Source organism: Streptomyces sp. NPDC048603, assembly GCF_043199475.1.
Classification (GTDB): Bacteria; Actinomycetota; Actinomycetes; order Streptomycetales; family Streptomycetaceae; genus Streptomyces.
Genome location: NZ_JBICVY010000008.1, coordinates 138009 through 157424, shown reverse-complemented (window position 1 = coordinate 157424; position 19416 = coordinate 138009). Strand labels below are relative to the sequence as shown.

The 19416-nt window shown below is 74.4% G+C and carries 15 protein-coding genes; 9 read left to right on the top strand and 6 right to left on the bottom strand.

All coding sequences use genetic code 11. The features are described from left to right. Positions 1 to 12: 12 nt before the first annotated feature. A complete protein-coding gene (locus ACGFQ9_RS21095; RefSeq protein WP_393575578.1) occupies positions 13 to 2148 on the bottom strand; it encodes a SpoIIE family protein phosphatase in 2136 nt (711 codons plus the stop codon). A gap of 63 nt (positions 2149 to 2211) precedes the next feature. Here ACGFQ9_RS21095 and ACGFQ9_RS21090 point away from each other — a divergent pair, with 63 nt between their 5' ends. Then, on the top strand, positions 2212 to 2676 hold the full coding sequence (locus ACGFQ9_RS21090) for an SRPBCC family protein (RefSeq protein WP_393575577.1): 465 nt from the start codon (positions 2212 to 2214) through the stop codon (positions 2674 to 2676). 31 nt (positions 2677 to 2707) lie between these two features. Here ACGFQ9_RS21090 and ACGFQ9_RS21085 read toward each other — a convergent pair whose 3' ends face one another. Beyond that, positions 2708 to 4522, bottom strand: a complete 1815-nt coding sequence (locus ACGFQ9_RS21085; RefSeq protein WP_393575576.1) for a DUF6777 domain-containing protein — start codon at positions 4520 to 4522, stop codon at positions 2708 to 2710. Positions 4523 to 4629: 107 nt separating this feature from the next. On the opposite strand from ACGFQ9_RS21085, the gene ACGFQ9_RS21080 reads away from it, so the two are divergent. Further along, a complete protein-coding gene (locus tag ACGFQ9_RS21080; protein ID WP_393575575.1) occupies positions 4630 to 5910 on the top strand; it encodes a streptophobe family protein in 1281 nt (426 codons plus the stop codon). Between the two features lie 52 nt (positions 5911 to 5962). Here the strand turns inward: ACGFQ9_RS21080 and ACGFQ9_RS21075 are convergent, their stop codons facing one another. The 3 genes from ACGFQ9_RS21075 to ACGFQ9_RS21065 are packed head-to-tail and all read right to left on the bottom strand — an operon-like array spanning position 5963 to position 10154. Next, positions 5963 to 6976: a serine/threonine-protein kinase gene (locus ACGFQ9_RS21075; protein ID WP_393575574.1), complete on the bottom strand. Its 1014-nt coding sequence runs from the start codon at positions 6974 to 6976 to the stop codon at positions 5963 to 5965. Continuing rightward, complete coding sequence (locus ACGFQ9_RS21070; protein ID WP_393575573.1) at positions 6976 to 7698, bottom strand: hypothetical protein; 723 nt, start codon at positions 7696 to 7698, stop codon at positions 6976 to 6978. Before ACGFQ9_RS21070 ends, ACGFQ9_RS21075 begins: the two co-directional genes overlap by 1 nt. 23 nt (positions 7699 to 7721) lie before the next feature. Further along, positions 7722 to 10154 (bottom strand): FHA domain-containing protein, encoded by a 2433-nt coding sequence (locus tag ACGFQ9_RS21065; RefSeq protein WP_393575572.1) that lies wholly within the window; start codon positions 10152 to 10154, stop codon positions 7722 to 7724. Between the two features lie 186 nt (positions 10155 to 10340). Between ACGFQ9_RS21065 and ACGFQ9_RS21060 the strand changes: the two genes are divergently transcribed. The 7 genes from ACGFQ9_RS21060 (at position 10341) to ACGFQ9_RS21030 (ending at position 17919) form a co-directional block, all read left to right on the top strand. Next, the gene (locus ACGFQ9_RS21060; protein ID WP_393575571.1) at positions 10341 to 11387 is read left to right on the top strand and encodes a cation diffusion facilitator family transporter; all 1047 of its coding nucleotides are present in this window, start codon (positions 10341 to 10343) and stop codon (positions 11385 to 11387) included. A 41-nt stretch (positions 11388 to 11428) separates the two neighbouring features. Further along, the gene (locus tag ACGFQ9_RS21055) at positions 11429 to 11950 is read left to right on the top strand and encodes an NUDIX domain-containing protein (RefSeq protein WP_393575570.1); all 522 of its coding nucleotides are present in this window, start codon (positions 11429 to 11431) and stop codon (positions 11948 to 11950) included. Positions 11951 to 11997: 47 nt separating this feature from the next. Beyond that, positions 11998 to 13257 (top strand): Tm-1-like ATP-binding domain-containing protein, encoded by a 1260-nt coding sequence (locus tag ACGFQ9_RS21050; protein ID WP_393575569.1) that lies wholly within the window; start codon positions 11998 to 12000, stop codon positions 13255 to 13257. A gap of 164 nt (positions 13258 to 13421) precedes the next feature. Next, on the top strand, positions 13422 to 15113 hold the full coding sequence (locus ACGFQ9_RS21045) for a serine/threonine-protein kinase (RefSeq protein ID WP_393575568.1): 1692 nt from the start codon (positions 13422 to 13424) through the stop codon (positions 15111 to 15113). Further along, on the top strand, positions 15110 to 15679 hold the full coding sequence (locus ACGFQ9_RS21040) for a hypothetical protein (protein ID WP_393575567.1): 570 nt from the start codon (positions 15110 to 15112) through the stop codon (positions 15677 to 15679). The genes ACGFQ9_RS21045 and ACGFQ9_RS21040 overlap by 4 nt, the downstream gene beginning before the upstream one ends. Before the next feature lie 144 nt (positions 15680 to 15823). Continuing rightward, positions 15824 to 16417, top strand: coding sequence for a hypothetical protein (locus ACGFQ9_RS21035; protein WP_393575566.1), 594 nt, complete (start codon positions 15824 to 15826; stop codon positions 16415 to 16417). Positions 16418 to 16581: 164 nt separating this feature from the next. Next, positions 16582 to 17919: a S8 family serine peptidase gene (locus ACGFQ9_RS21030; RefSeq protein WP_393575565.1), complete on the top strand. Its 1338-nt coding sequence runs from the start codon at positions 16582 to 16584 to the stop codon at positions 17917 to 17919. A gap of 10 nt (positions 17920 to 17929) precedes the next feature. Here the strand turns inward: ACGFQ9_RS21030 and ACGFQ9_RS21025 are convergent, their stop codons facing one another. Further along, positions 17930 to 19297, bottom strand: a complete 1368-nt coding sequence (locus tag ACGFQ9_RS21025) for a pyridoxal phosphate-dependent decarboxylase family protein (RefSeq protein WP_393575564.1) — start codon at positions 19295 to 19297, stop codon at positions 17930 to 17932. Positions 19298 to 19416 lie beyond the last annotated feature (119 nt).

The window sequence follows — 19416 nt, the reverse complement described above, 5'->3', positions numbered from 1 at the left end:
GGGGCCCGTCCGCTACGGCCGGACGGCCGCCGGGGTGCCGGGGTCCCGGACCGTGAACTCGCACCACACGCACTTGCCGTTGCCGCGCGGTTCCACGCCCCAGGCCTGTGCCAGCCGGTCCACCAGCATCAGGCCGCGGCCGGAGACGGCCCAGTCGCCGGCGTCCCGGCGGCGCGGCAGTGCGCTGGAGGAGTCCTCCACCTCGATCCGGATCCGCCGCTCCGGGATGAGCCGCAGGCTGACCTGCCCGCCGCCGGCGGTGTGCACCAGGGCGTTGGTGATGAGCTCGTCGGCCGCGAGCACGATCTCGTCGGCCTGCTCCAGGGCGCCCCACGCGGCCGCCGCCGCGCGGATCAGATGGCGGGCGGTGGCCGGGCCGTCCGGGTCGCCGGGGGCGAACTGCTGGCGCAGCGGCCCGCTGCCGCGCGGCGCCGGGCTGCCCCGGCGGCGCAGCAGGAGCAGGGCGATGTCGTCCGAGCCGCCGGTGCCGCCCACCATGTCCACCAGCGCGTCCGCGAGACCGTCCACGTCCGCCGGGCCGTCCCGGACCGCCTCCATGAACGCCTGCATTCCGGTGTCGTGGTCCGAGCCGGGCCGCTCGATCAGTCCGTCCGTGCACATCAGAAGCGTGTCGCCCGGGTGGAGTTCCAGACTCGTGACGGGGTAGCCGGTGCCCGGACCGCTGCCCTCCCGGGAACCGGGTCCGGGTCCGGAACCGGGACCGGAGCCGGAGCCGGGACCGGTCCGGGTGTACTCGCGGGGCGGCAGCAGCCCGAGCGGCAGGCCACCGGCCACCGCCACCCGGTGGCAGCTGCCGTCGCCGCGCCGGACCACCGGGTCGAGGTGGCCGGCCCGGACCATCTGGACCAGACCGGTGTTGAGGTCCACCTCGGCGTAGGTGCACGTGGCGAACCGTTCCGTCTCCAGTTCCCGGAGGAAGGCGGAGGCTCGGGCCAGCGCCGTGCCCGGGGTGTGCCCCTCGGTGACGTACGCCCGCAGCACGATCCGCAGCTGTCCCATCACGGCCGCCGCGTCGGTGTCGTGGCCCTCCACGTCACCGATCATCACTCCCACCCGGCCCTCGCCGAGCGGGATCACGTCGTACCAGTCCCCGCCGATGTCCCGGCCCATCCGCGCAGCCTGGTACCGCACGGCGATCCGCGCGCCCGGCACTTCCGGGATGCGCCGCGGCAGCATGGCCCGCTGCAGCCCCTCGGCCAGGTCGTGCTCCTGCTCGAAGAGCATGGCCCGCTGCAGGCTCTGCGCGATGCCGCTGCCCAGGGCCACCAGGAGGTTCCGCTCCTCGGCGGAGAAGTCCCCGTCCCGCTTGTAGAGCAGTCCCAGGGCGCCGATCGGGCGGCCCTGGGCAATCAGCGGCAGATAGACCCCGCTGCGCACGGACAGCGGCTCGATGTACGGCCAGAGCAGCGGGTACCGCTCCTGGAACTCCTCCCGGGAGGCGATGAAGACGGGCTGCAGGGTCCGTACGGCCTGGCTCATCGGGAACGCGGCGTCGATCCGGGTGTACTCGATCTCGGGCACGTACGAGCCGAGCTGGCCCTCGGCGACCAGGTGGATCCGGCCCCCGTCGACCACGCCCAGCATCACGCTGACCGCACCCAGATGGCCCAGCGCCTCCGGGTCCTTGAGGACGTCGGTGACGTCGTTGACCGTGCGGGCGTGGGCGAGGATCGCGGTCGTGCGCTCCACCACCCCGGTCATCCGGCGGCGTCCCTCGTTCTGCCGGCCCTGCGACTCGGGCTCGCGCGGGTCGTGGGCGGCGTCCCGGACGATCCCGATGATGCGGTACGGCCGTCCGGCCCCGTCCCGCAGGATGTGGCCCTGGATGTGTGTCCAGCGGGGCGAGCCGTCGCGGCGGCGGATGCGGAAGTACGTCCCGAAGTGGTCACGGCCGTCCTTGAGCGCCTGCGACACCAGGGCGTCGATACGGGCTTCCTCGGCGGGCGGGATGCGCAGCGCGAGACCGACCGGCGTACCGCTGTACTCCTCCGGGCGCAGCTCGTAGACCTCGAGGGCGGTCGGGTCCAGATGCATCTGTCCGCTGTCGAGGTCCCAGTCGAAGGTGCCCATGCGGTTGAGCGCGAGGCTCAGGTCCGGCCGGGCCGGCCAGTCGACCTGGTGGGCCATGCAGCAACTGTCTCACCGATCGGCGCCGCGCGCGGGGGTCAGGGCGGCGGCACAATCCGGACCATGGGAGACAGTGAGGTTTCGGTCGAACGGGAAGTCGCGGCACCGAAGGCTGCGGTCTGGGACGCACTGACGGATCTGGAGTCGATGCCCCTGGTGGTGAGCGGGGTGGACGCGGTCGAGGTGCTCACGCCCGGGCCGTTCGGCGTCGGCACCCGGTGGCGGGAGACCCGCCGGATGTTCGGCAAGTCCGCCACCGAGGAGATGCGGGTGACGGTGTGCGACGCGCCGGTGCGCTATGTGACCGAGGCGGAGAACCACGGGATGCACTACTTCTCCGAGTTCCGGCTGACGGAACGGAACCCGGGACGGACTGTGGTCCGGATGACGTTCTCCGCACGGCCGCTGCCCGGTGGCAAGATGCCGCTGCTCGCACGGCTGCTGGGCGGCCTGGGCTCCCGGGCGGTGTCGCGGGCGATCGCCAAGGACCTCGCGGACGTGGCGGCCTCGGTGGAGCGGACCACCTGACGGTGCCCGAGCGCGGGGGCGGGGTTCCGGGTCAGCTCCGGTCGGGCTGGGTGTCGGATTCGGTCCGGGATGTGCGGAACTCCGACGGGGACGGGGCGGGCGGCCGGGACGGGCGGGACGACGGCGGGGACGGGGGCCGGGTCGTGGGCCGGAAGTCCGTCGGGGGGCCGGTCGGGATCCGCGTCGTGGGCGTGGCCGCCGGCGGGGTTCCGGGGGTGTTGCGGGGGCCCGACCGCCGTGACTCGGTGGGGGTCGGGGTCCCCTCGTCCCCTCCGCCCCTGGTACGGGTGGCGGACTCCCTGGGGGTACCCGTGGCCGCGGGGGATTCGGTCGGGGTGCCGGGCTTGGTTTCCGCCGGGGTGGAGCCGGTGCCCGTGGGGGTTCCCGGCTTGGTGCCGGACTCGGTACCCGTCGGGGTGCCCTGCTCGGTGCCGGTGGGCTTACCGGATTCCGTCGCGGTACCGGATCCGGTGGGCGTACCGGTCTCCGTGGCACTGCCGGATTCCTTGGGAGTGCCGGATTCGGTGGCGGTGCCGGTGCCGGTGCCGGTGCCGGTGCCGGTGTCGGTCGGCTTGCCCGATTCCGTGTCGGTCGGCTTGCCCGTCTCGGTGCCGGTCGGGGTGCCCGACTCCGTACCGGTCGGGGTACCCGACTCGGTGCCGGTGGCGGTCGGAGTCCCGGTCGGAGTCCCGGTCTGCGTCCCCGTCGGCGTACCGGTCGGCGTACCGGTGCCCGTGGGTATGCCCGTACCCGTGGGGGTGCCGGATCCCGTCGGGGTGCCGGTGTCCGGGGGCGGGATCTCCGGGGGCGTGATGACCGGCGGCGGGATCGGCCTGTCCGGCACCTGGCGGTCGCCGGTCCGGCGTTCGAACCAGCGCCGCTCCTTGTGGTCGAAGATCACGACCTGCTTGACGGGCTTGGCGGCCGGGGCGATCACCACCACCTGCTGCGGGTGGTAACCCGGCCACAGCTGCCCGTACCGCTTGGAGTCCGGCTTCAGGGCCACCGGCTCGCTGAGCGGGTTGCCGCAGGCGCAGCGCACCCGGGGCACGCCGCGGTCGTCGACCAGGACGGCCGTGCCCGCCTGGAGGACGGCCTGGTAGCTGGTGGCGCGGCCGTCCTGGTAGCCGTGGTTGGTCACCCGGGTGTCGATGCGCAGCTGCACCGGGGTGAGCGAGCGCAGGTAGCCGGGGACGGCGGTCGGCCGGATGCCGAGGGCGGCGGCGAAGGCGGCGTTCTTCTGCGGTTCCGCCGAGAGCAGGCTGATCTGCTTCTCCACGTCGCAGGCGGCCTGGTCCCTGGTGCCGCCGAACAGACCGGGCTCGCCTCCGCTGACCGGCCGGGTGGCCACGATGCCGCTCGCCGGGGCGGTGGGGGTGTTGCCGGTGGTGGGCTGGGGAATCTGGTCCCCGCCGGTGGTGGCGGTGGACTCGGTGAAGGGGTCCTGGCCGGTGGATCCGGCCGGCTGCAGGAAGAGCTCCCCGCCGGTGACCGGAGTCCCGGCCGGGCGTATGAGCACCACGGCCAGCACCACCGCGGCTGCCAGGGCGACCACCGCGGTGACCACCCGGGGCACGGACCGCCACCACGGGCCGCCGTTGCCGCCGCCGGCCTTGTCCCCGCCGTCCTTGCCGCCCGTGCCGCCCTCAGGGCCGTCGGGACCGCCTGGACCGCCGTGGCCGCCAGAGCCGCCGCCCGGGCCGACCGGCCCCCTGGGCGGTCCCTGCGCGGACGTGGGCGGCGGAGGCGGAGGAGGCGTCGGGCCGCCGCTCCCGCCCGAGAGCGGGCCGGACGGGGGTCCGGTGGGGCGGTCGCCCGGGGATGTGCCCGAGGGTTGTGTGGTCACGGATGCCCTCCCGTGCGGCCGACCCCCTGTCACTTCTGTCACTCCTGCGCACCATTGTGTGCGCCGCTGCGGTGGTGCCCGCAAGCGGAGGATGCCTACGGTGGCACGTGACCCAACCGTTGCGCCCTTCCGCGAGACGCACCTGGGGCGATGCCGTGCTCGCGGTCCTGGCCGGATTCGCGGCGATGACCGTGCTCGCCGCGGCCGGCCTGGCCTTCGCGGGCGCCGCCGACCTGCCCGACGGGGCCTACCCCCGGGTGGTGGCCGCGGTGGTGGTGATGGCGGCCGGCGGCTCCGTGGACGTGTCCGGCGACGCGGGGTTCCTCGCGGACGCCGAGGCCGTGCTGTCCGTGATGCCGCTCTCCGTCAGCCTGGCCGGCGCGCTCGCCGTGGGAACCCGGTTCCTGCGGCCGCTGCGCGGGCGCGCCGTCACCGCCCCCGGTGAACTCCTCCTGCGGGCCGCGCCCCTGGTCGTGCTCTGGCTGGTGCTGCTGGCCGGGTTCGCGTTCGCCGCCCGTCACACCTTCGGCATCTCCGTCGAGTCCCCCCTGGGCCAGGACGGCGACGAGGACCTCGGCGAGCTGGGCGAGCTGGGTGAGCTCCTCGACGCCGCCCCCACCGTGGGCTTCCGGGCCGACGTCCCGCTGACCCTGCTCTTCGGGCTGCTGTGGATCCTCGGCCTGCTCCTGATCACCCTGCTGGTGTCCCGGCGCGCCCCGCTCCCCGCCCGGCTGGTGCGGTTCCACGAGGCGGTGCGCCCCGCCGCCTACGCCACCGTCGTGCTGCTCCTCGCGTACGTCGCGATCGGCACGGTCGTCGGGCTGGTGACCGCCGTGACCCGGGACCGGACCCCCGAGACCCTCGCCGTGATCCTGCTCGGCCTGCCGAACCTGACGTGGCTCGCGCTCACCGTCGGCTTCGGCGGCGCCTGGGAGGGCCTGGTCGAGGGCCCGTTCGGCCTGCCCATGCCCCGCCTCCTCGACCAGGTGCTGCGCACCCCGGACGGCGGCACGGCCACCCTCGACGTGCACACGCTCGCCGCACACGACGCCCGGGCCTGGTGGCTGGTCGTCCTGGCCGCCGTCCTGCTGCTCGGAACGGGCTTCCTGGCCGCCGTACGCTCCTCCGTTCGGGTGCGGCCCTGGCAGCACGCGCTGCACCTCGCCGTGGCGCTGGCCCTGGCCGTGCTGACGGTGTGCCTGCTGGGGCAGATCCAGGCGCGGTTCGGGCTGTCCCTGCTGGGCATCGGCGAGGCGGACGCGCTCGGCGGCCGGGTAGAGCTGCGCGCGGTCCTGGGGCGCACGGTCGGCCTGGCGCTGCTGTGGGGCGCGGTGGCGGGGTTCCTCGGGGCACTGCTGGCGAAGCCGGTGCAGCGGCGCAGGACGTGACGTACCGACGTGACGCACCGGTGTGGCGTACCCGGTGTGGCGTGCCAGAGGTTCAGCGCTCCCGGAACACCGGCAGCGCCCAGTCCGGCGGTCCCGGGGGCGGTCCCGGACCGGAGGCCGGACCGCCCCCCGGCGGCAGCGGCTCGGCACCGCCGTCGGCCGTACCTCCTTCGTCGTAACCCGCACCGGCCCGGCGCAGGGCCGCGGCGAACTCCAGGCAGGTGGCCCAGCGGTCCTCCGGGGACTTCGCCAGGGCCTTGGCCAGTACGTCGTCCAGGGCGGGCGGCAGGCCGGGCCGCCGGGTACTCACCGGGGGCGGCGGATCGTACAGGTGGGCCCACAGCAGCGCCATGTCGTCGTCGCGCTCGAACGGCGGGCCGCCGACGAGGGCCTCGAAGACCACACAGCCCAGGCCGTAGACGTCGCAGCGGCCGTCCACCGGTTTGCCGGAGATCTGCTCCGGGGCGACGTAGTCCAGGGTGCCGACGAACTCGCCGACGCTGGTGAACCCGGTGAGGGAGAGGGACTTCTTCGTCAGCCCGAAGTCGGTGAGGTACACGTGCTCCGGATGGTCGGGGTCGGTGCCCTCGGCGATCAGGATGTTGCCGGGTTTCACGTCCCGGTGGACGAGGTCGTGGTCGTGGGCGGCGTCCAGCGCGGAGGCGACCTGCCCGGTGATGCGGGTGGCGGTGGCCAGGGGCAGCGGCCCGGTCCGGTCCAGCAGGGTCCGCAGGTCGAACCCGCGGACGTAGCGCATGGCGATGTAGAGCATGCCGTCGGCCTCACCGGCCTCGAACACGGGCACGATGTGCGGGTGGTCGATGGCCGCGGCCACCCGTGACTCGTGGGCGAACCGTTTGCGGAAGGTGTCGTTGCGGGCGAGTTCGGGGGCGAGCAGCTTCAGCGCGACGGTCCGGTCCAGCCGCAGGTCCGTCGCCCGGTAGACCACCGCCATGCCGCCGTGCCCGATCTCGTCCTCCACCCGGTAGCCGGCGAACTGCTTGCCCTGGAGGCCCGAGGGACGGCCGTCGACGAAGGGAGTGTCGTCACCCGGCGGGGCCCGCATCAGCGTCCTCCGTCGGGCGGGCGCGGTACGTCGACCCGGGTGGGTTCGTGGTCCGGGGGCTCCGTGCCGGGTCCGCCGGGCGGTGCGGTGCCCGCCCGCTGCCCGTCGAACCGCGTGGCCGGTCCTTCACCGGAGGCCGCGGTGGCGGGGGCGGGGGCGGCGGCCCCTGCCCCTGCCCCGCCGGAGGCTCCGGCGGAGCCGGCCGGGGCCGGTCCGCCGCCGACGGCGTAGGTGGCGAGCGCGGTCCCGTCGCCGTACATCCAGCGCCCGGAGGACTCGTCGTACAGCCAGACCTGTTCGCCCTCCAGGACGATGCCGGCGCGCAGACCGCGAGTGGAGAGCCGGAACGTCTCGCTGTCGGTGCGGCCTGCCGCGTGGTCCTCGGCCGCCCTGAGGTAGCGGTCCAGGGCGTCGGCGGCGCGGGAGAGCAGCGGGCGGACGTCCTCGGAGCGTTCGAGCGGGCGTCCGCCGGTGGGCGGCGGCTGCGGGACGGTCACCAGGAGCCGCCCGTCCACCCAGGCGGTCCAGCCGTTCGCGCACTGGATCTCGCCCCACGCACCGCGCCGGGAGAGCAGCCGGACGGGCAGGAAGGCGTCCAGGGGCATGGTGGGGCGGGAGGTGTCCGGGGTCTCCCAGGCCGGGAGTCCCTCCCTCGGGACCACGTGGGTGGGATGGAAGTCGGGGAGCGCGTCGAACTCGGGTCCGGCGTCGGGACTGGTCATGGGCGGCTACTTCCGCTTTTCCGCTACTTCCGCATGATGGCGGGTTCCTGGCGGCGCAGCAGGCGGCTGACCAGGATCCAGCACACCGCCGACAGCACGATCAGCATGCCCATGTTGGTCAGCCAGACGTCGGCCTCGTGGGCGAAGAGCGGGTCCTTGGTGTAGGGGCGGGGCACGATCGCGCCGAGCTGGACGGTGCCGGCCATCGCGGCGAAGGCCCACCGGGCGGGCACCAGCCAGGCGATCTGTTCCAGCACCGGTTTGCCTTCGAGGTCCAGCACGGCTCCGCAGAAGACGACCTGGACGATGGTGAGGAGGACCAGCAGCGGCATGGTGACCTCCTCCTTGCGGACCAGTGCCGAGATGACCAGGCCCAGCATCATCGCGGAGAAGGACAGCAGCGCGACGGCGAGGGTGAGCTCGATCAGCGGGGGCATGAGCACTCCTTGGCCGCCCGGGGCGTTGAGATCGACGCCGGCCAGTCCGACCACGGTGAGGAGCACGGCCTGGCCCACGGTGATCGCCCCGAGGACGATCACTTTGGAGGTCAGGTAGGCGGACCGGGACAGTCCGACGGCCCGTTCGCGCTGGTAGATGACGCGTTCCTTGACCAGTTCACGGACCGCGTTGGCGGCGCCGGTGAGGACTCCGCCGACGCAGAGGATGAGCAGGGCGTTCGAGGCGGTGTCGGCGGTGAATTCCGAGCCGGCCAGGGCGCGGACCATCGCGCCCATCACGAACGGCAGCCCGATCATGATGGCGAGGAAGGTGCGGTCGGCGCTGAGCGCGGCGGCGTAGCGGCGGACCAGGGTGGAGAGCTGGGCTCCCCAGCTGCGGGCCGGGGGCGGCGGCGGGGCCGTCCGGCCCGCGGCGGAGGGGCGTTCCGCGGACAGCAGGGGCTGCCGGGCGGCGCCCGCGACGTACTGTTCGTGGAAGGTGGAGTCGCGGTACTCCTGCGCCCAGTCGCCGTCCTTGCGGGCCTCGAACGCCTCGAACGCCTCGGGCCAGTGGTCGTACCCGAAGAAGCCGAGGGCCTGCTCCGGCGGGCCGTAGTAGGCGGTCCTGCCGCCGGGGGCCAGGACCAGCAGCCGGTCGCAGACGTCCAGGCTGAGCACGCTGTGGGTGACGACGATGACGGTGCGGCCGTCGTCGGCGAGGCCGCGGAGCATGTGCATCACCGACCGGTCCATGCCGGGGTCGAGGCCGGAGGTGGGTTCGTCGAGGAACAGCAGGGAGGGCTTGGTCAGCAGTTCCATGGCGACCGAGACCCGTTTGCGCTGGCCTCCGGAGAGGCGGTGGATCTGCAGGTCGGCACGCTGTTCCAGGCCGAGTTCGCGGATCACCTCGTCGACCCGGGCCTGGCGTTCGGCCTTCACGGTGTCCTCGGGGAACCGGAGCTCGGCGGCGTAGGACAGGGCGCGGCGGACGGTCAGCTGGGAGTGCAGGATGTCGTCCTGGGGCACCAGCCCGATGCGGCTGCGCAGTTCGGCGTAGTCGTGGTAGAGGTCGCGGCCGTCGTAGAGGACGGTGCCCCGGTCCGCGGGGCGCAGGCCGGTGAGCGCGCCGAGCAGGGTGGACTTGCCGGCGCCGCTGGGGCCGACGATGGCGAGCAGGCACTTGGCGCCGACCGGGAGGGAGACGTGGTCCAGGAGGACCCGGCCGCCCTCGACGGTGACGGTGAGGTCCTGGACGTCGAGGGAGACCTCGCCGGTGTCGACGTACTCCTGGAGCTGGTCGCCGACCAGGCAGAAGGAGTGGTGGCCGATGCCGATGATGTCGCCCTGGGCGACGGAGGCCCGTCCGGTCCGGGTGCCGTTGAGGTAGGTGCCGTTGTGGCTGCCGAGGTCGGCGATCTCGTAGGTGCCGTCGGCGAGGGCGCGGAACTCTGCGTGCCGGCGGGAGATCACGAGGTCTTCGAGGACCAGGTCGTTGTCCGGGGCACGGCCGATGCGTACGGCGGCCCGGGCCGGCAGCGGCCGGATGGTGGTGGGTTCGCGGAAGGTGGTGGTCAGCGAGGGGTTGGCCACCGCGGTGGGGCCGGCGGAACCGGCGATGCCGGCGGCGGCGCGGGGCCGGACGGCCTGCGGGGGTGGCGGGGGCGGTGCGGGCGGGGGTGGCTCGGGCGGTGCCGCCGGGGCGGCGCTCACCAGGACGGCGCGCGGGCCGTCGGCGATGCTGCCGAACCGGAGCTCCGTGCCGGGGCCGACGCCCCACTCCCGGACCCGGCGGCCGTCCGCCCAGGTCCCGTTGGTGCTGTCCTCGTCCTCCAGGGTCCAGTGGTCCCCGTCGGTGTGGAGGTTGGCGTGGTGCCAGGAGACCCGCGCGTCGTCGAGGACGATCTCGCTCAGCGGGTCCCGGCCTACGTGGTACACGCGGCCGGGGCTCATCACGGTGGAGCCCGCTTCGGTCTCCAGGACGAGCTCGGGCGCGGTCGGCACACTCGGGCGCTGGACCATGAGCAGATTTTCCCACGATCTCCACCGCTTTTCCCCGGTGAGACATCACCGCAGGTCAGAGCCCTCTTATGGGGAATGACAACGGTCCCCGTTGCAGCCTTTGCCGATCTCGGGAAGGTGCGGTTCACTTCACGCGTCGGATACGGAGACGCCGGGCCCCGACCCGGCGGACACGCGGGGGAAGAGATGGCTGGACACGACCACGACCACGGTCACTCGCACGGACCCGGAGGCGGTCACGGGGGCCACGGCGGGCACGGTGACCACGGGGGCCACAGCCACGGGGTGTCCGCCGACGCGGACCGCCGCTGGCTCGCCATCGCCCTTTCCCTGATCTGCGGCTTCATGGCCGCCGAGGTGGTCGTCGGCATCGTGGCCCGCTCGCTGGCCCTGATCTCCGACGCCGCCCACATGCTGACCGACGCCGTGTCGATCGTGCTGGCGCTGATCGCGATGCGGCTGGCGGCACGGCCGGCCCGCGGCGGGTTCACGTACGGACTGAAGCGCGCGGAGATACTCTCCGCGCAGGCCAACGGGCTGACCCTGCTGCTGCTCGCGGTCTGGCTCGCCTACGAGGCGGTCCGGCGGCTGCTGGATCCGCCGGAGGTGGCGGGCGGGCTGGTGCTGGTCACCGCGCTGGCGGGCATCGTGGTCAATGTGGTGGCGGCCTGGTGCCTGTCCAAGGCCAACCGCAGCTCGCTCAACGTCGAGGGCGCCTACCAGCACATCCTCAACGACCTGTTCGCCTTCATCGGCACCGCCGTGGCCGGCCTGATCGTACTGACCACCGGCTTCGTGCAGGCCGACGCCATCGCCACGCTGGTCGTGGTGGTGCTGATGGTGAAGGCGGGCTACGGGCTGATCCGCGAGTCGGGGCGGATCCTGCTGGAGGCGGCCCCCGCGCACGTGGACCCGGACGAGGTCGGCGACCGCCTGGTGGCGCACGGACCGGTCACCGAGGTGCACGACCTGCACATATGGACGATCACCTCGGGCGAGGCGGCGCTGTCCGCGCACGTGCTGGTGGAGCCCGCCGGTGACTGCCACGCCGTCCGCCGCGACCTGGAGAAGCTGCTGGGCGCGGAGTACGGCATCACCCACACCACCCTGCAGGTGGACCACGCGCAGGAGGCGCTGCTCAGCGTAGGCCGTCCGGGTGAGGGGGATCCGGCCGACCCGCACTGCGGCGCCCCGCACGGGCCGGTGCACCGTGAGGGCCCGCACGACCACTGAGCCGGAGGCTGGAACGGGCCCGTGCGGGGAAGGCTCGGCCCATGACGCAGAAGTACAGTGCCGGGCTGCTGCTGTTCCGCCGCACGGGTCCGGAGGGTGCGGGCCGGGACGGCGGCGAGCCGGGGGGCGAGGGACCGGACGGCCGGGTGGAGGTCCTGCTCGGCCATATGGGCGGGCCGTTCTGGGAGCGCCGGGAGGCCGGGGCCTGGGTCATCCCGAAGGGCGAGTACGAGCCGTACGACGAGGAGCCGCGGGACGCGGCCCGCCGGGAGTTCCGGGAGGAGCTGGGCCTGGCGCCGCCGGAGGGCCCGTACCTGCCGCTCGGGGAGGTGCGGCAGACGGGCGGGAAGCTGGTGACCGTCTGGGCGGTGGAGGCGGACCTCGACCCGGCCCTGGTGCGGCCGGGCACCTTCAGCATGGAGTGGCCTCCGGGTTCGGGCCGCTACGAGGAGTTCCCCGAGCTGGACCGGGTGGCCTGGTTCGCCCCGGGCGACGCCCGATCGCTGATCGTCACGTCCCAGATGCCGTTCCTGGAGAGGCTGTCGGGGCTGCTGGCCGAATGATCCCGGGCGGGCTTGTCAGCCTCGCCGTACACCTGGACATTGCACATATGACGAACGTCGTGCTGGTCGGGTGTCTGGACACCAAAGGTGTGGAGTACGGCTGGTTGCGCGAACGGCTGGAGCGCGCCGGCGTCGATGTCGTGATGGTCGACACGGGAGTGATGGGCGAGCCGAGGGTGCCCGCGGAGGTACCGCGCGAGGCCGTCGCACGGGCGGCGGGAACGGAACTGTCGGAACTGCGGGCGGCCGGGGACCGCGGCGCCGCCGTCACCGCCATGGCGCGCGGCGCGGAGGCCGTCGTGTTACGCCTGCACGCCGAGGGTCGGCTGCAGGCGGTCCTCGCGATCGGGGGCAGCGGGGGCACGTCCATCGCCACCCGGGCGATGCGCGCACTGCCGCTGGGCGTTCCCAAGCTGATGGTGTCCTCGATGGCCTCCGGGGACGTGTCCGTGTACGTCGGGTCCTGCGACATCACCATGATGTACAGCGTGGTGGACATCGCGGGCATCAACACCGTCTCGGCTCCGGTGCTGGCGAACGCGGCGGACGCGGCCGTGGGCATGGCGAAGGGGTTCGCCGAGGCTTCCCGGGAGGTGCGGCCGGGGCAGCTGGGGTCGGGCGGGCGGCCGCTGATCGCGGCCAGCATGGCCGGGGTCACCACCGAGGGAGTGGACGCGGCCCGCGAGCGGCTCACCGAACTGGGCTACGAGGTCCTGGTGTTCCACGTCAGCGGGACCGGCGGGCGCACCCTGGAGTCCCTCGCCGGGCAGGGGGTGTTCGCGGGCGTCCTCGACCTGACGCTCAGCGAGCTCGCGGACGAGCTGTGCGGGGGCATCCTCACCGCCGGCCCGGACCGGCTGACCGCGGCCGGACGGGCCGGGATCCCGCAGGTGGTGAGCCTGGGGGCGCTGGACATGGTGAAGTTCGGGCCGCCGGAGACGCTGCCGGAGCAGGCCCGGTACCGCAGGGTGCGGGTGCACAACCCGTCCATCACGGTGATCCGCACCACGGAGGCGGAATGCGCCGACCTGGGGCGGCTGGTGGCGGACAAGCTGCGGGGGGCGGCCGGGCCGACCGCGGTGTGCGTACCGCTGCGCGGGCTGTCCACGCTGGGCGCGCCGGAGGGCCCGTACCACGATCCGGCCGCGGACCGGGCCCTGTTCACTGCGCTGCGGGAGGGCCTGCGGGGCAGCGGCACCCGGGTGTTCGACTACGACACGCACATCAACGACCCGGACTTCGGGCGGGCCGCGGCGGACCGGCTGCACGCGCTCATCACCGGCCGGGCGGACCGGGCGGCGGCCTGAGTCCGTCACGGCCGTGTGTGCGGTCGTGCCGCGGGGCGGGGCACTCCCCGGTCGACCACAAGGCTGGGAACCGGCCGTGGCGGGAACCGGCCGTGGCGGGAACCGTGTCCTTGGGGGTGGTCGGCAGACAGGGCGGTACGGGCACGGCAGGGGGCGGAGCAGGGATGAACGCGTGGACGGTCCCCGGTTACACCGAGACCCGGGAGCTCGGATCGGGCGGCAGCGGCCGTGTGGTGCTCGCGGTGCACGGCGCCACGGGCACACCGGTCGCGGTGAAGTACCTCAGCGACCGCTTCCGCCGCGATCCGGCCTTCGTGGCGGAGTTCCGGGCCGAGGCCCGGCTGCTCGGCGGGCTGCGCTCCCCCTGGGTGGTGGGCCTGTACGAGTACGTGGAGGCGCCCGGCGGCGCCGCCATCGTGATGGAGCTGGTGGACGGCATCGCCCTGCGGGCCCTGCTGGCGCAGGAGGCCGCTGCCGGCGGCGCGCTGGACGCCGAGGCGGCACTGGCGGTGCTCAAGGGGTCCCTGCTGGGGCTCGCCGCCGCGCACCGGGCCGGGGTCGTGCACCGGGACTACAAACCGGATAACGTGCTGGTCGCGGCCGACGGCTCGTCGAAGCTGGTGGACTTCGGGATCGCGGCCGGCCGCGGCACCACGCCCGGAGTGGCGGGCACGCCCGCCTACATGGCGCCCGAGCAGTGGCAGGGCCGTCCGGCCTCCCCGGCCGCCGACGTGTACGCGGCGACCGCCGTGTTCTTCGAGTGCCTGACCGGGCGCAAGCCCTACACCGGGGTGAACTTCGCGGAGCTGGCGCTGCAGCACGTCGAGGCGCCGGTCCCCGACGAGGCCGCGCCGGAGCCCGTGCGGCCGCTGATCCGGCGGGGGCTGGCCAAGCGCCCGGAGCAACGGCCGGAGAACGCGGAGGCGTTCGTGGCCGAGCTGGAGGGTGTCGCCCGGGCCGCCTACGGGCCGGACTGGGAGGAGCGCGGCCAGCGGAAACTCGCGGCGCTGGCGGCGCTCCTGCCGCTGCTCTTCCCCTCCGCGGGGGAGCCGGCGGTGGGCACCACGGCCGTGGCCGACACCTCCCTGGGCCCGGGCCCCGGCTCCGGCTGGGCACCCGGGCGGCGCGGCTGGCTGGCCGCGGGCGCGGCCCTGGTGGTGGGCGCCCTGCTGGTGTTCGCGGACGCGGCCGCGGGCAGCCAGTCCGGCGGGGCGGAGGCACTGAGCTCCTTCGCCACGACGAGCCCGGCCGCCCCGGCGCCCGGTTCGCCCGCCACCGCTCCGCCACCGTCGCCCTCGCCCTCGTCCTCGCCCTCGCCCTCGCCCTCGTCCTCGTCCTCCCCGTCGCCCGCGGACACGACCTCGCCGAGCCACCACCCGACGGGCACGTCCACCCCGACCCCGACCCGCCGTCCGACCACGACTCCCACACCCACCCCGACCCACACGGTCACCGACCCGCCCACCACCCCCGCGCACACACCGACCACGAAGCCGCCCACCACTCCCCCGGCTTCTCCCACGCCCTCGCCCCCGGCAGTCGTCGGGTCGGTGTCGGTGACCGGGTTCCGGCAGACCGGTCCGACCACCGGGCAGGCCACGGTGTCCGTGGAGGCCAAGGGGTCCCCGGTGACAGTGGTGCTGGAGTGGTTCACCAGCGACGAGAAGGGCTCCCTGGGCACCCGGGAAGGGACCGACACCCTCCCCTACGAGGAGGGCGCTGCGGCCGCCCTGACGAAGAGCCACACCTTCACCGGCCAGGGCTGCTACTGGGCCGTGCGGGCCACGACCCGGCCGGCGGCCGGCAACGGATCCTCGTACCAGCAGATCTTCATCAGGCGGTGCACGATCACATGAGCGACGACGACTACAGCGCCACCGTCCTGGGCAGCCACTGGTTCACCGGCCCGGCGCCGGACGTCCGGCCCGACCGGGTGGAGGGCTCGGTGCTGCGGTTCGGCCCCGGCGTGACGGCACACGCCACCGCGCCGTTCCCGGCGCGGGAGCCGTCCGCGCCGCCGCGGGGCGGGCGCCGCGGGCTGCGCCGCTACGCGCTCGCCGCCGCCGTCCTGGCCGCCGTACTCCTCTACCTCGGCTGGCAGCGGCTCGGGCCGGCCGTCGAGGTGCGCGAGCTCGCCGTCACCACCGACCCGGGCGGCCCGGGCTGCGACTCGGCCGCCGACGTGACCGCCGTCGTACGCACCAACGGCAGGCCCGGAACCCTCCGCTACGAGTGGGTGCGCAGCGACGGCACCCGCTCCGCCCCGCTGACCGAACGGGTCGCCAGCGGCCAGGCAGAGGCCCATCTGCACCTCCTGTGGACCTTCCGCGGCCGCGGCACCGTCGCGGCCCGCGCGGAACTCCGGATCCTGGAACCGCAACCCCGCTCGGCGGCCGCGGACTTCACCTACCGCTGCGGGTAGCACGCCCGCCGTCGGCCTCCGCCGTTCGGCAGAGCCCGCCCATCACCGCGGGTCCACGGTCTGCCGATCGGCGGATGGTCCGGCGGGGGCGGGCGGCGGGAGGCTTGGGGCATCAACAACCGCCCACCCGACAGGACACGGACGATGCCCACCACCGCACCCGCCACCACACTCACCCGCGCCGCCGCCCCGCTTCCGCCGACCGGATCGCCGCGCCCGCGCGCCACCGTCCCCGGGGTCTCCCGGACCGCCCGGTGGGCGGCCCGGGGCGCCGCCCTCACGCTCGTGCCGACCGGACTGTGGCGCATCGCCATCGCCCTGGGCATACCCTCGGGCTTCAAGGAGGGCGACCTGCTGCATGTCGCCCACTACCCCGGCCGGTACTCCTTCCACCTGATCGCGCTCAGCGTCTTCGCCGAACTGGTCGGCCTGCTCGCCCTCGGCCTCGTCCAGCGCTGGGGAGAGGTACTCCCCCGCTGGGTGCCGTGGCTCGGCGGCCGGCGCATCCCGCCCCTCGCCGCCGTCGTCCCCGCGGCCACGGGCGCCCTGCTGGTCACCCTGATCTCCGTCTCCGGCGCGATGCACTGGGACTCGCCCGAGAACATGGGCGGCGAACTCGCCCCGACGGGACCCGCCCGGTGGATCATGACCGCGTGCTACGCCCCGCTGCTGCTGTGGGGACCGCTGCTGGCCGTGGCCACGGTCGCCTACTGGCGCCGCCGCCGTACTCACGGCTGACCGGGGGGGCAGGCACCCGGCCCACGCCCTCGGGTCTGGGCCGTCCGGGGGAGCCTCGGCGACGTACGGGCCCTCCGGCAGGCCCGCGCGAGCGGATGTGCGGTTTGCTCCTGTTCGCGACCGGACGTCCGGTGTCCGGCCGGTGACGGAACGGGAGGTCGGGCATGGTGTGGGGAACGTGGGTCAGACGGCTGCCGGGGAGGGCCGCCGTCGCGGCGGTGGTGTCGGCCGGGGTGCTGGCGGGTCTGCCGTCCGGCGGGCCGGTGGCGGCGGAACCCGTGAGCGGGCAGACGGCCACCGGCCGGTACGTGGTCGTCCTGCGGGATTCCACCCGGGCCCGGCTCGACTCGGTCGTCGAGGAGCACCGCCGCCGCTACGGACAGGTGCAGGGGTACGTCTACCGGCACGCGTTCGTCGGCTACTCGGCGACGCTCCCCGAATCCCAGGTTCCCCGGCTGCGGCAGGACCCGAGCGTGCTGATGGTGGGTGCCGACCGGCCGGTCCGGGCCGACGCCCAGGTGGTGCCCACCGGGGTGGACCGGGTGGAGGCGGACCTGAGCAGCACGCGGGCGGGGGACGGAAGCGGTTCGGTGGACGCGGGCGTGGCGGTCCTCGACACCGGGATCGACATGGCCCACCAGGACCTCAACGTGGCCGGCGGGTTCAACTGCCAGGGCGGGCAGCCCGGATCACGACCGCCGCAGGACGACAACGGGCACGGCACGCACGTCGCCGGCACGGCCGGGGCGAAGGACAACGACCTGGACGTCGTGGGTACCGCACCCGGTGCCCGCCTGTACGCGGTCAAGGTGCTCAACGCGGGTGCCGGCGGGCGGTTCTCGACGATCGCCTGCGGACTCGACTGGGTGGCCGAGCACGCCCTGGCCGAGGACATCGACGTGGTCAACATGAGCTTGAGCGGCCGGGGTTCGGACGACGGGAACTGCGGGCTGACGAACAACGACGTCCTGCACTTCGCAATCTGCCGCGTGGTCGGCGAGGCGGGGGTCACCGTCGTCGCCTCCGCCGGGAACGACGGCATCGACCTGGCCACGCGGATCCCCGCCTCCTACGACGAGGTGCTCACGGTCACCGCCATGCAGGACGCCGACGGCGCTCCGGGCGGTGGCGGAGCGTTCGGCTGCTTCACGGGCACCGACGACCGGTTCGCCGGGTTCTCCAACTTCACGGGCACCGGCTCGGCGGACGCCGCCCACACCATCGCCGGTCCGGGCGTGTGCATCCTGTCCACCCGGCTCGGCCGGGGCTCCGGCGGCACCACGACGGTGTTCTCGGGCACCTCGATGTCCTCGCCGCACGTGGCGGGCGTCGCCGCCCTCTGCCTCACCGGACCGTGTGCCGGGATGACCCCCGGCCAGGTCATCGCCAGGCTGCGGGCCGACGCCGCGGACCGGCCGGCCTCGTACGGGTTCACCGGCGACCCGGGCTCCCCGGTCGACGACCGGTTCTACGGGCACCTCGTGTACGCCGGCGGCTACTGACCCGGGCCCTTCAGGCTCCGGCGGCGGCGTGGCGGATCGCGGCGAGCGTGCGGGACACGTCCTCGCCGGTCGTGGACCAGTTGCTCACCGAGATCCGCATGACGCGGCGGCCGTGCCAGACGGAGCCGCTGATCCAGGTGGTGCCGTCCTCCAGGAGCCGGGCGATGACCCGGTCGCTGCGCGCGTCGTCGCCGAAGTCCGCGCAGACCTGGGTGAACACCACCTCGTTGAGCACCCGCGCGCCGTCGATCGCGGCGATCCCGGCGGCGAACGCGCAGGCGTGTCCGCACAGCCGCTCGACGAGCCCGGCCACGCCCGACCGGCCCAGCGAACGGAGGGCGGCCCACACGGTGAAGGCCCGGCCGCGCCGCGACAGCTCGGGGACCTTGTCGCTGGGGTCACCCCGTTCGTCCAGGATGAGGTAGTCGCCGTGCAGGCCCATGGCGGCCCGGAGCACCGCCGGGTCGCGCACGATGGCGAGGCCGCAGTCGTAGGGGACGTTCAGGGTCTTGTGGGCGTCCGTCGCCCAGGAATCGGCGTCCGCGCAGCCCGTGGTGAGGTGCGCGTACGCCGGGGAGGCGGCGGCCCACAGCCCGAACGCGCCGTCGACGTGCACCCAGGCCCCCGCCTCCCGGGAGGCCCGGATCGTCTCGGGGAACGGGTCGAAGGCGCCGGAGTGGATGTCCCCGGCCTGCAGGATCACGATCGTGGGCCGTGATCCGGACGCCGCCAGGCTCTGCCTCAGCGCTTCGGGCTCGATGCGTCCCTGGCCGTCCGCCGCGACCGGTTCCGGCAGGCCGAGGCCCAGATAGCGCAGGGCCAGGTCGACGGCCATGTGACGGTCCGCGCCCGCCAGGACGTGAACGGCCGGACCGCCGGCGAGTCCGTCCCGGGCGGAGTTCCGGCCGGCCCGCCCCAGGACCGCGTCGCGGCCGGCGGCGAGGCAGGTGAAGTTGGCCATGGTGGCGCCGGTGGTGAAGCCGACGGCGCTCTCGCCCGGCAGCCCGAGCAGGTCGAGCAGCCAGGCGCCGGCGATGTCCTCCACCGCCGTGTGGGCGGGGGTGACGGAGCGCATCACACAGTTCTGGTCCCAGGCACTGACCAGCCAGTCGGCAGCGAGCGCCGCCGGTTCGGTGCCGCCGACCACGAACCCGTAGAAGCGGCCGCCGGGGAAGGCCACGAGCCCGGGCTCACAGGCGGTGGCCAGCAGGTCGACGACCTCGGCGGGCGTTCCGGGCCCGTCGGGGAGCGCGGCGCCGAGTGCGCGCACGATCTCCTCGACCGAAGCGCGGGCGGGAACCCGGCGCTCGGGCAGTGCCGCCAGCCAGCGGAGGGCGTGCTCGTACGCCTGCCCGAGCGCGGTCTCGCGCTCGTCCATACCTCGGACTATCCGGCAGCCGCCACCGCTCCGCAAGCCGCGCCTCCGCTCCGGCGCCGGACACGTTTCCTCCGCCGGGGTTCAGCGCCCGCAGTCCGGGACCGCCGGCCGCACCGAAG

Bases quoted from the DNA above. Each gene is read 5' to 3' on its own strand.
- ACGFQ9_RS21050 (WP_393575569.1), top strand. From the start codon at position 11,998: ATGACGAACGTCGTGCTGGTCGGGTGTCTGGACACCAAAGGTGTGGAG.
- ACGFQ9_RS21035 (WP_393575566.1), top strand. From the start codon at position 15,824: ATGCCCACCACCGCACCCGCCACCACACTCACCCGCGCCGCCGCCCCG.
- ACGFQ9_RS21070 (WP_393575573.1), bottom strand. From the start codon at position 7,698: ATGACCAGTCCCGACGCCGGACCCGAGTTCGACGCGCTCCCCGACTTC.
- ACGFQ9_RS21030 (WP_393575565.1), top strand. From the start codon at position 16,582: ATGGTGTGGGGAACGTGGGTCAGACGGCTGCCGGGGAGGGCCGCCGTC.
- ACGFQ9_RS21045 (WP_393575568.1), top strand. From the start codon at position 13,422: ATGAACGCGTGGACGGTCCCCGGTTACACCGAGACCCGGGAGCTCGGA.
- ACGFQ9_RS21040 (WP_393575567.1), top strand. From the start codon at position 15,110: ATGAGCGACGACGACTACAGCGCCACCGTCCTGGGCAGCCACTGGTTC.
- ACGFQ9_RS21095 (WP_393575578.1), bottom strand. From the start codon at position 2,148: ATGGCCCACCAGGTCGACTGGCCGGCCCGGCCGGACCTGAGCCTCGCG.
- ACGFQ9_RS21075 (WP_393575574.1), bottom strand. From the start codon at position 6,976: ATGCGGGCCCCGCCGGGTGACGACACTCCCTTCGTCGACGGCCGTCCC.
- ACGFQ9_RS21060 (WP_393575571.1), top strand. From the start codon at position 10,341: ATGGCTGGACACGACCACGACCACGGTCACTCGCACGGACCCGGAGGC.
- ACGFQ9_RS21055 (WP_393575570.1), top strand. From the start codon at position 11,429: ATGACGCAGAAGTACAGTGCCGGGCTGCTGCTGTTCCGCCGCACGGGT.
- ACGFQ9_RS21090 (WP_393575577.1), top strand. From the start codon at position 2,212: ATGGGAGACAGTGAGGTTTCGGTCGAACGGGAAGTCGCGGCACCGAAG.
- ACGFQ9_RS21065 (WP_393575572.1), bottom strand. From the start codon at position 10,154: ATGGTCCAGCGCCCGAGTGTGCCGACCGCGCCCGAGCTCGTCCTGGAG.
- ACGFQ9_RS21025 (WP_393575564.1), bottom strand. From the start codon at position 19,297: ATGGACGAGCGCGAGACCGCGCTCGGGCAGGCGTACGAGCACGCCCTC.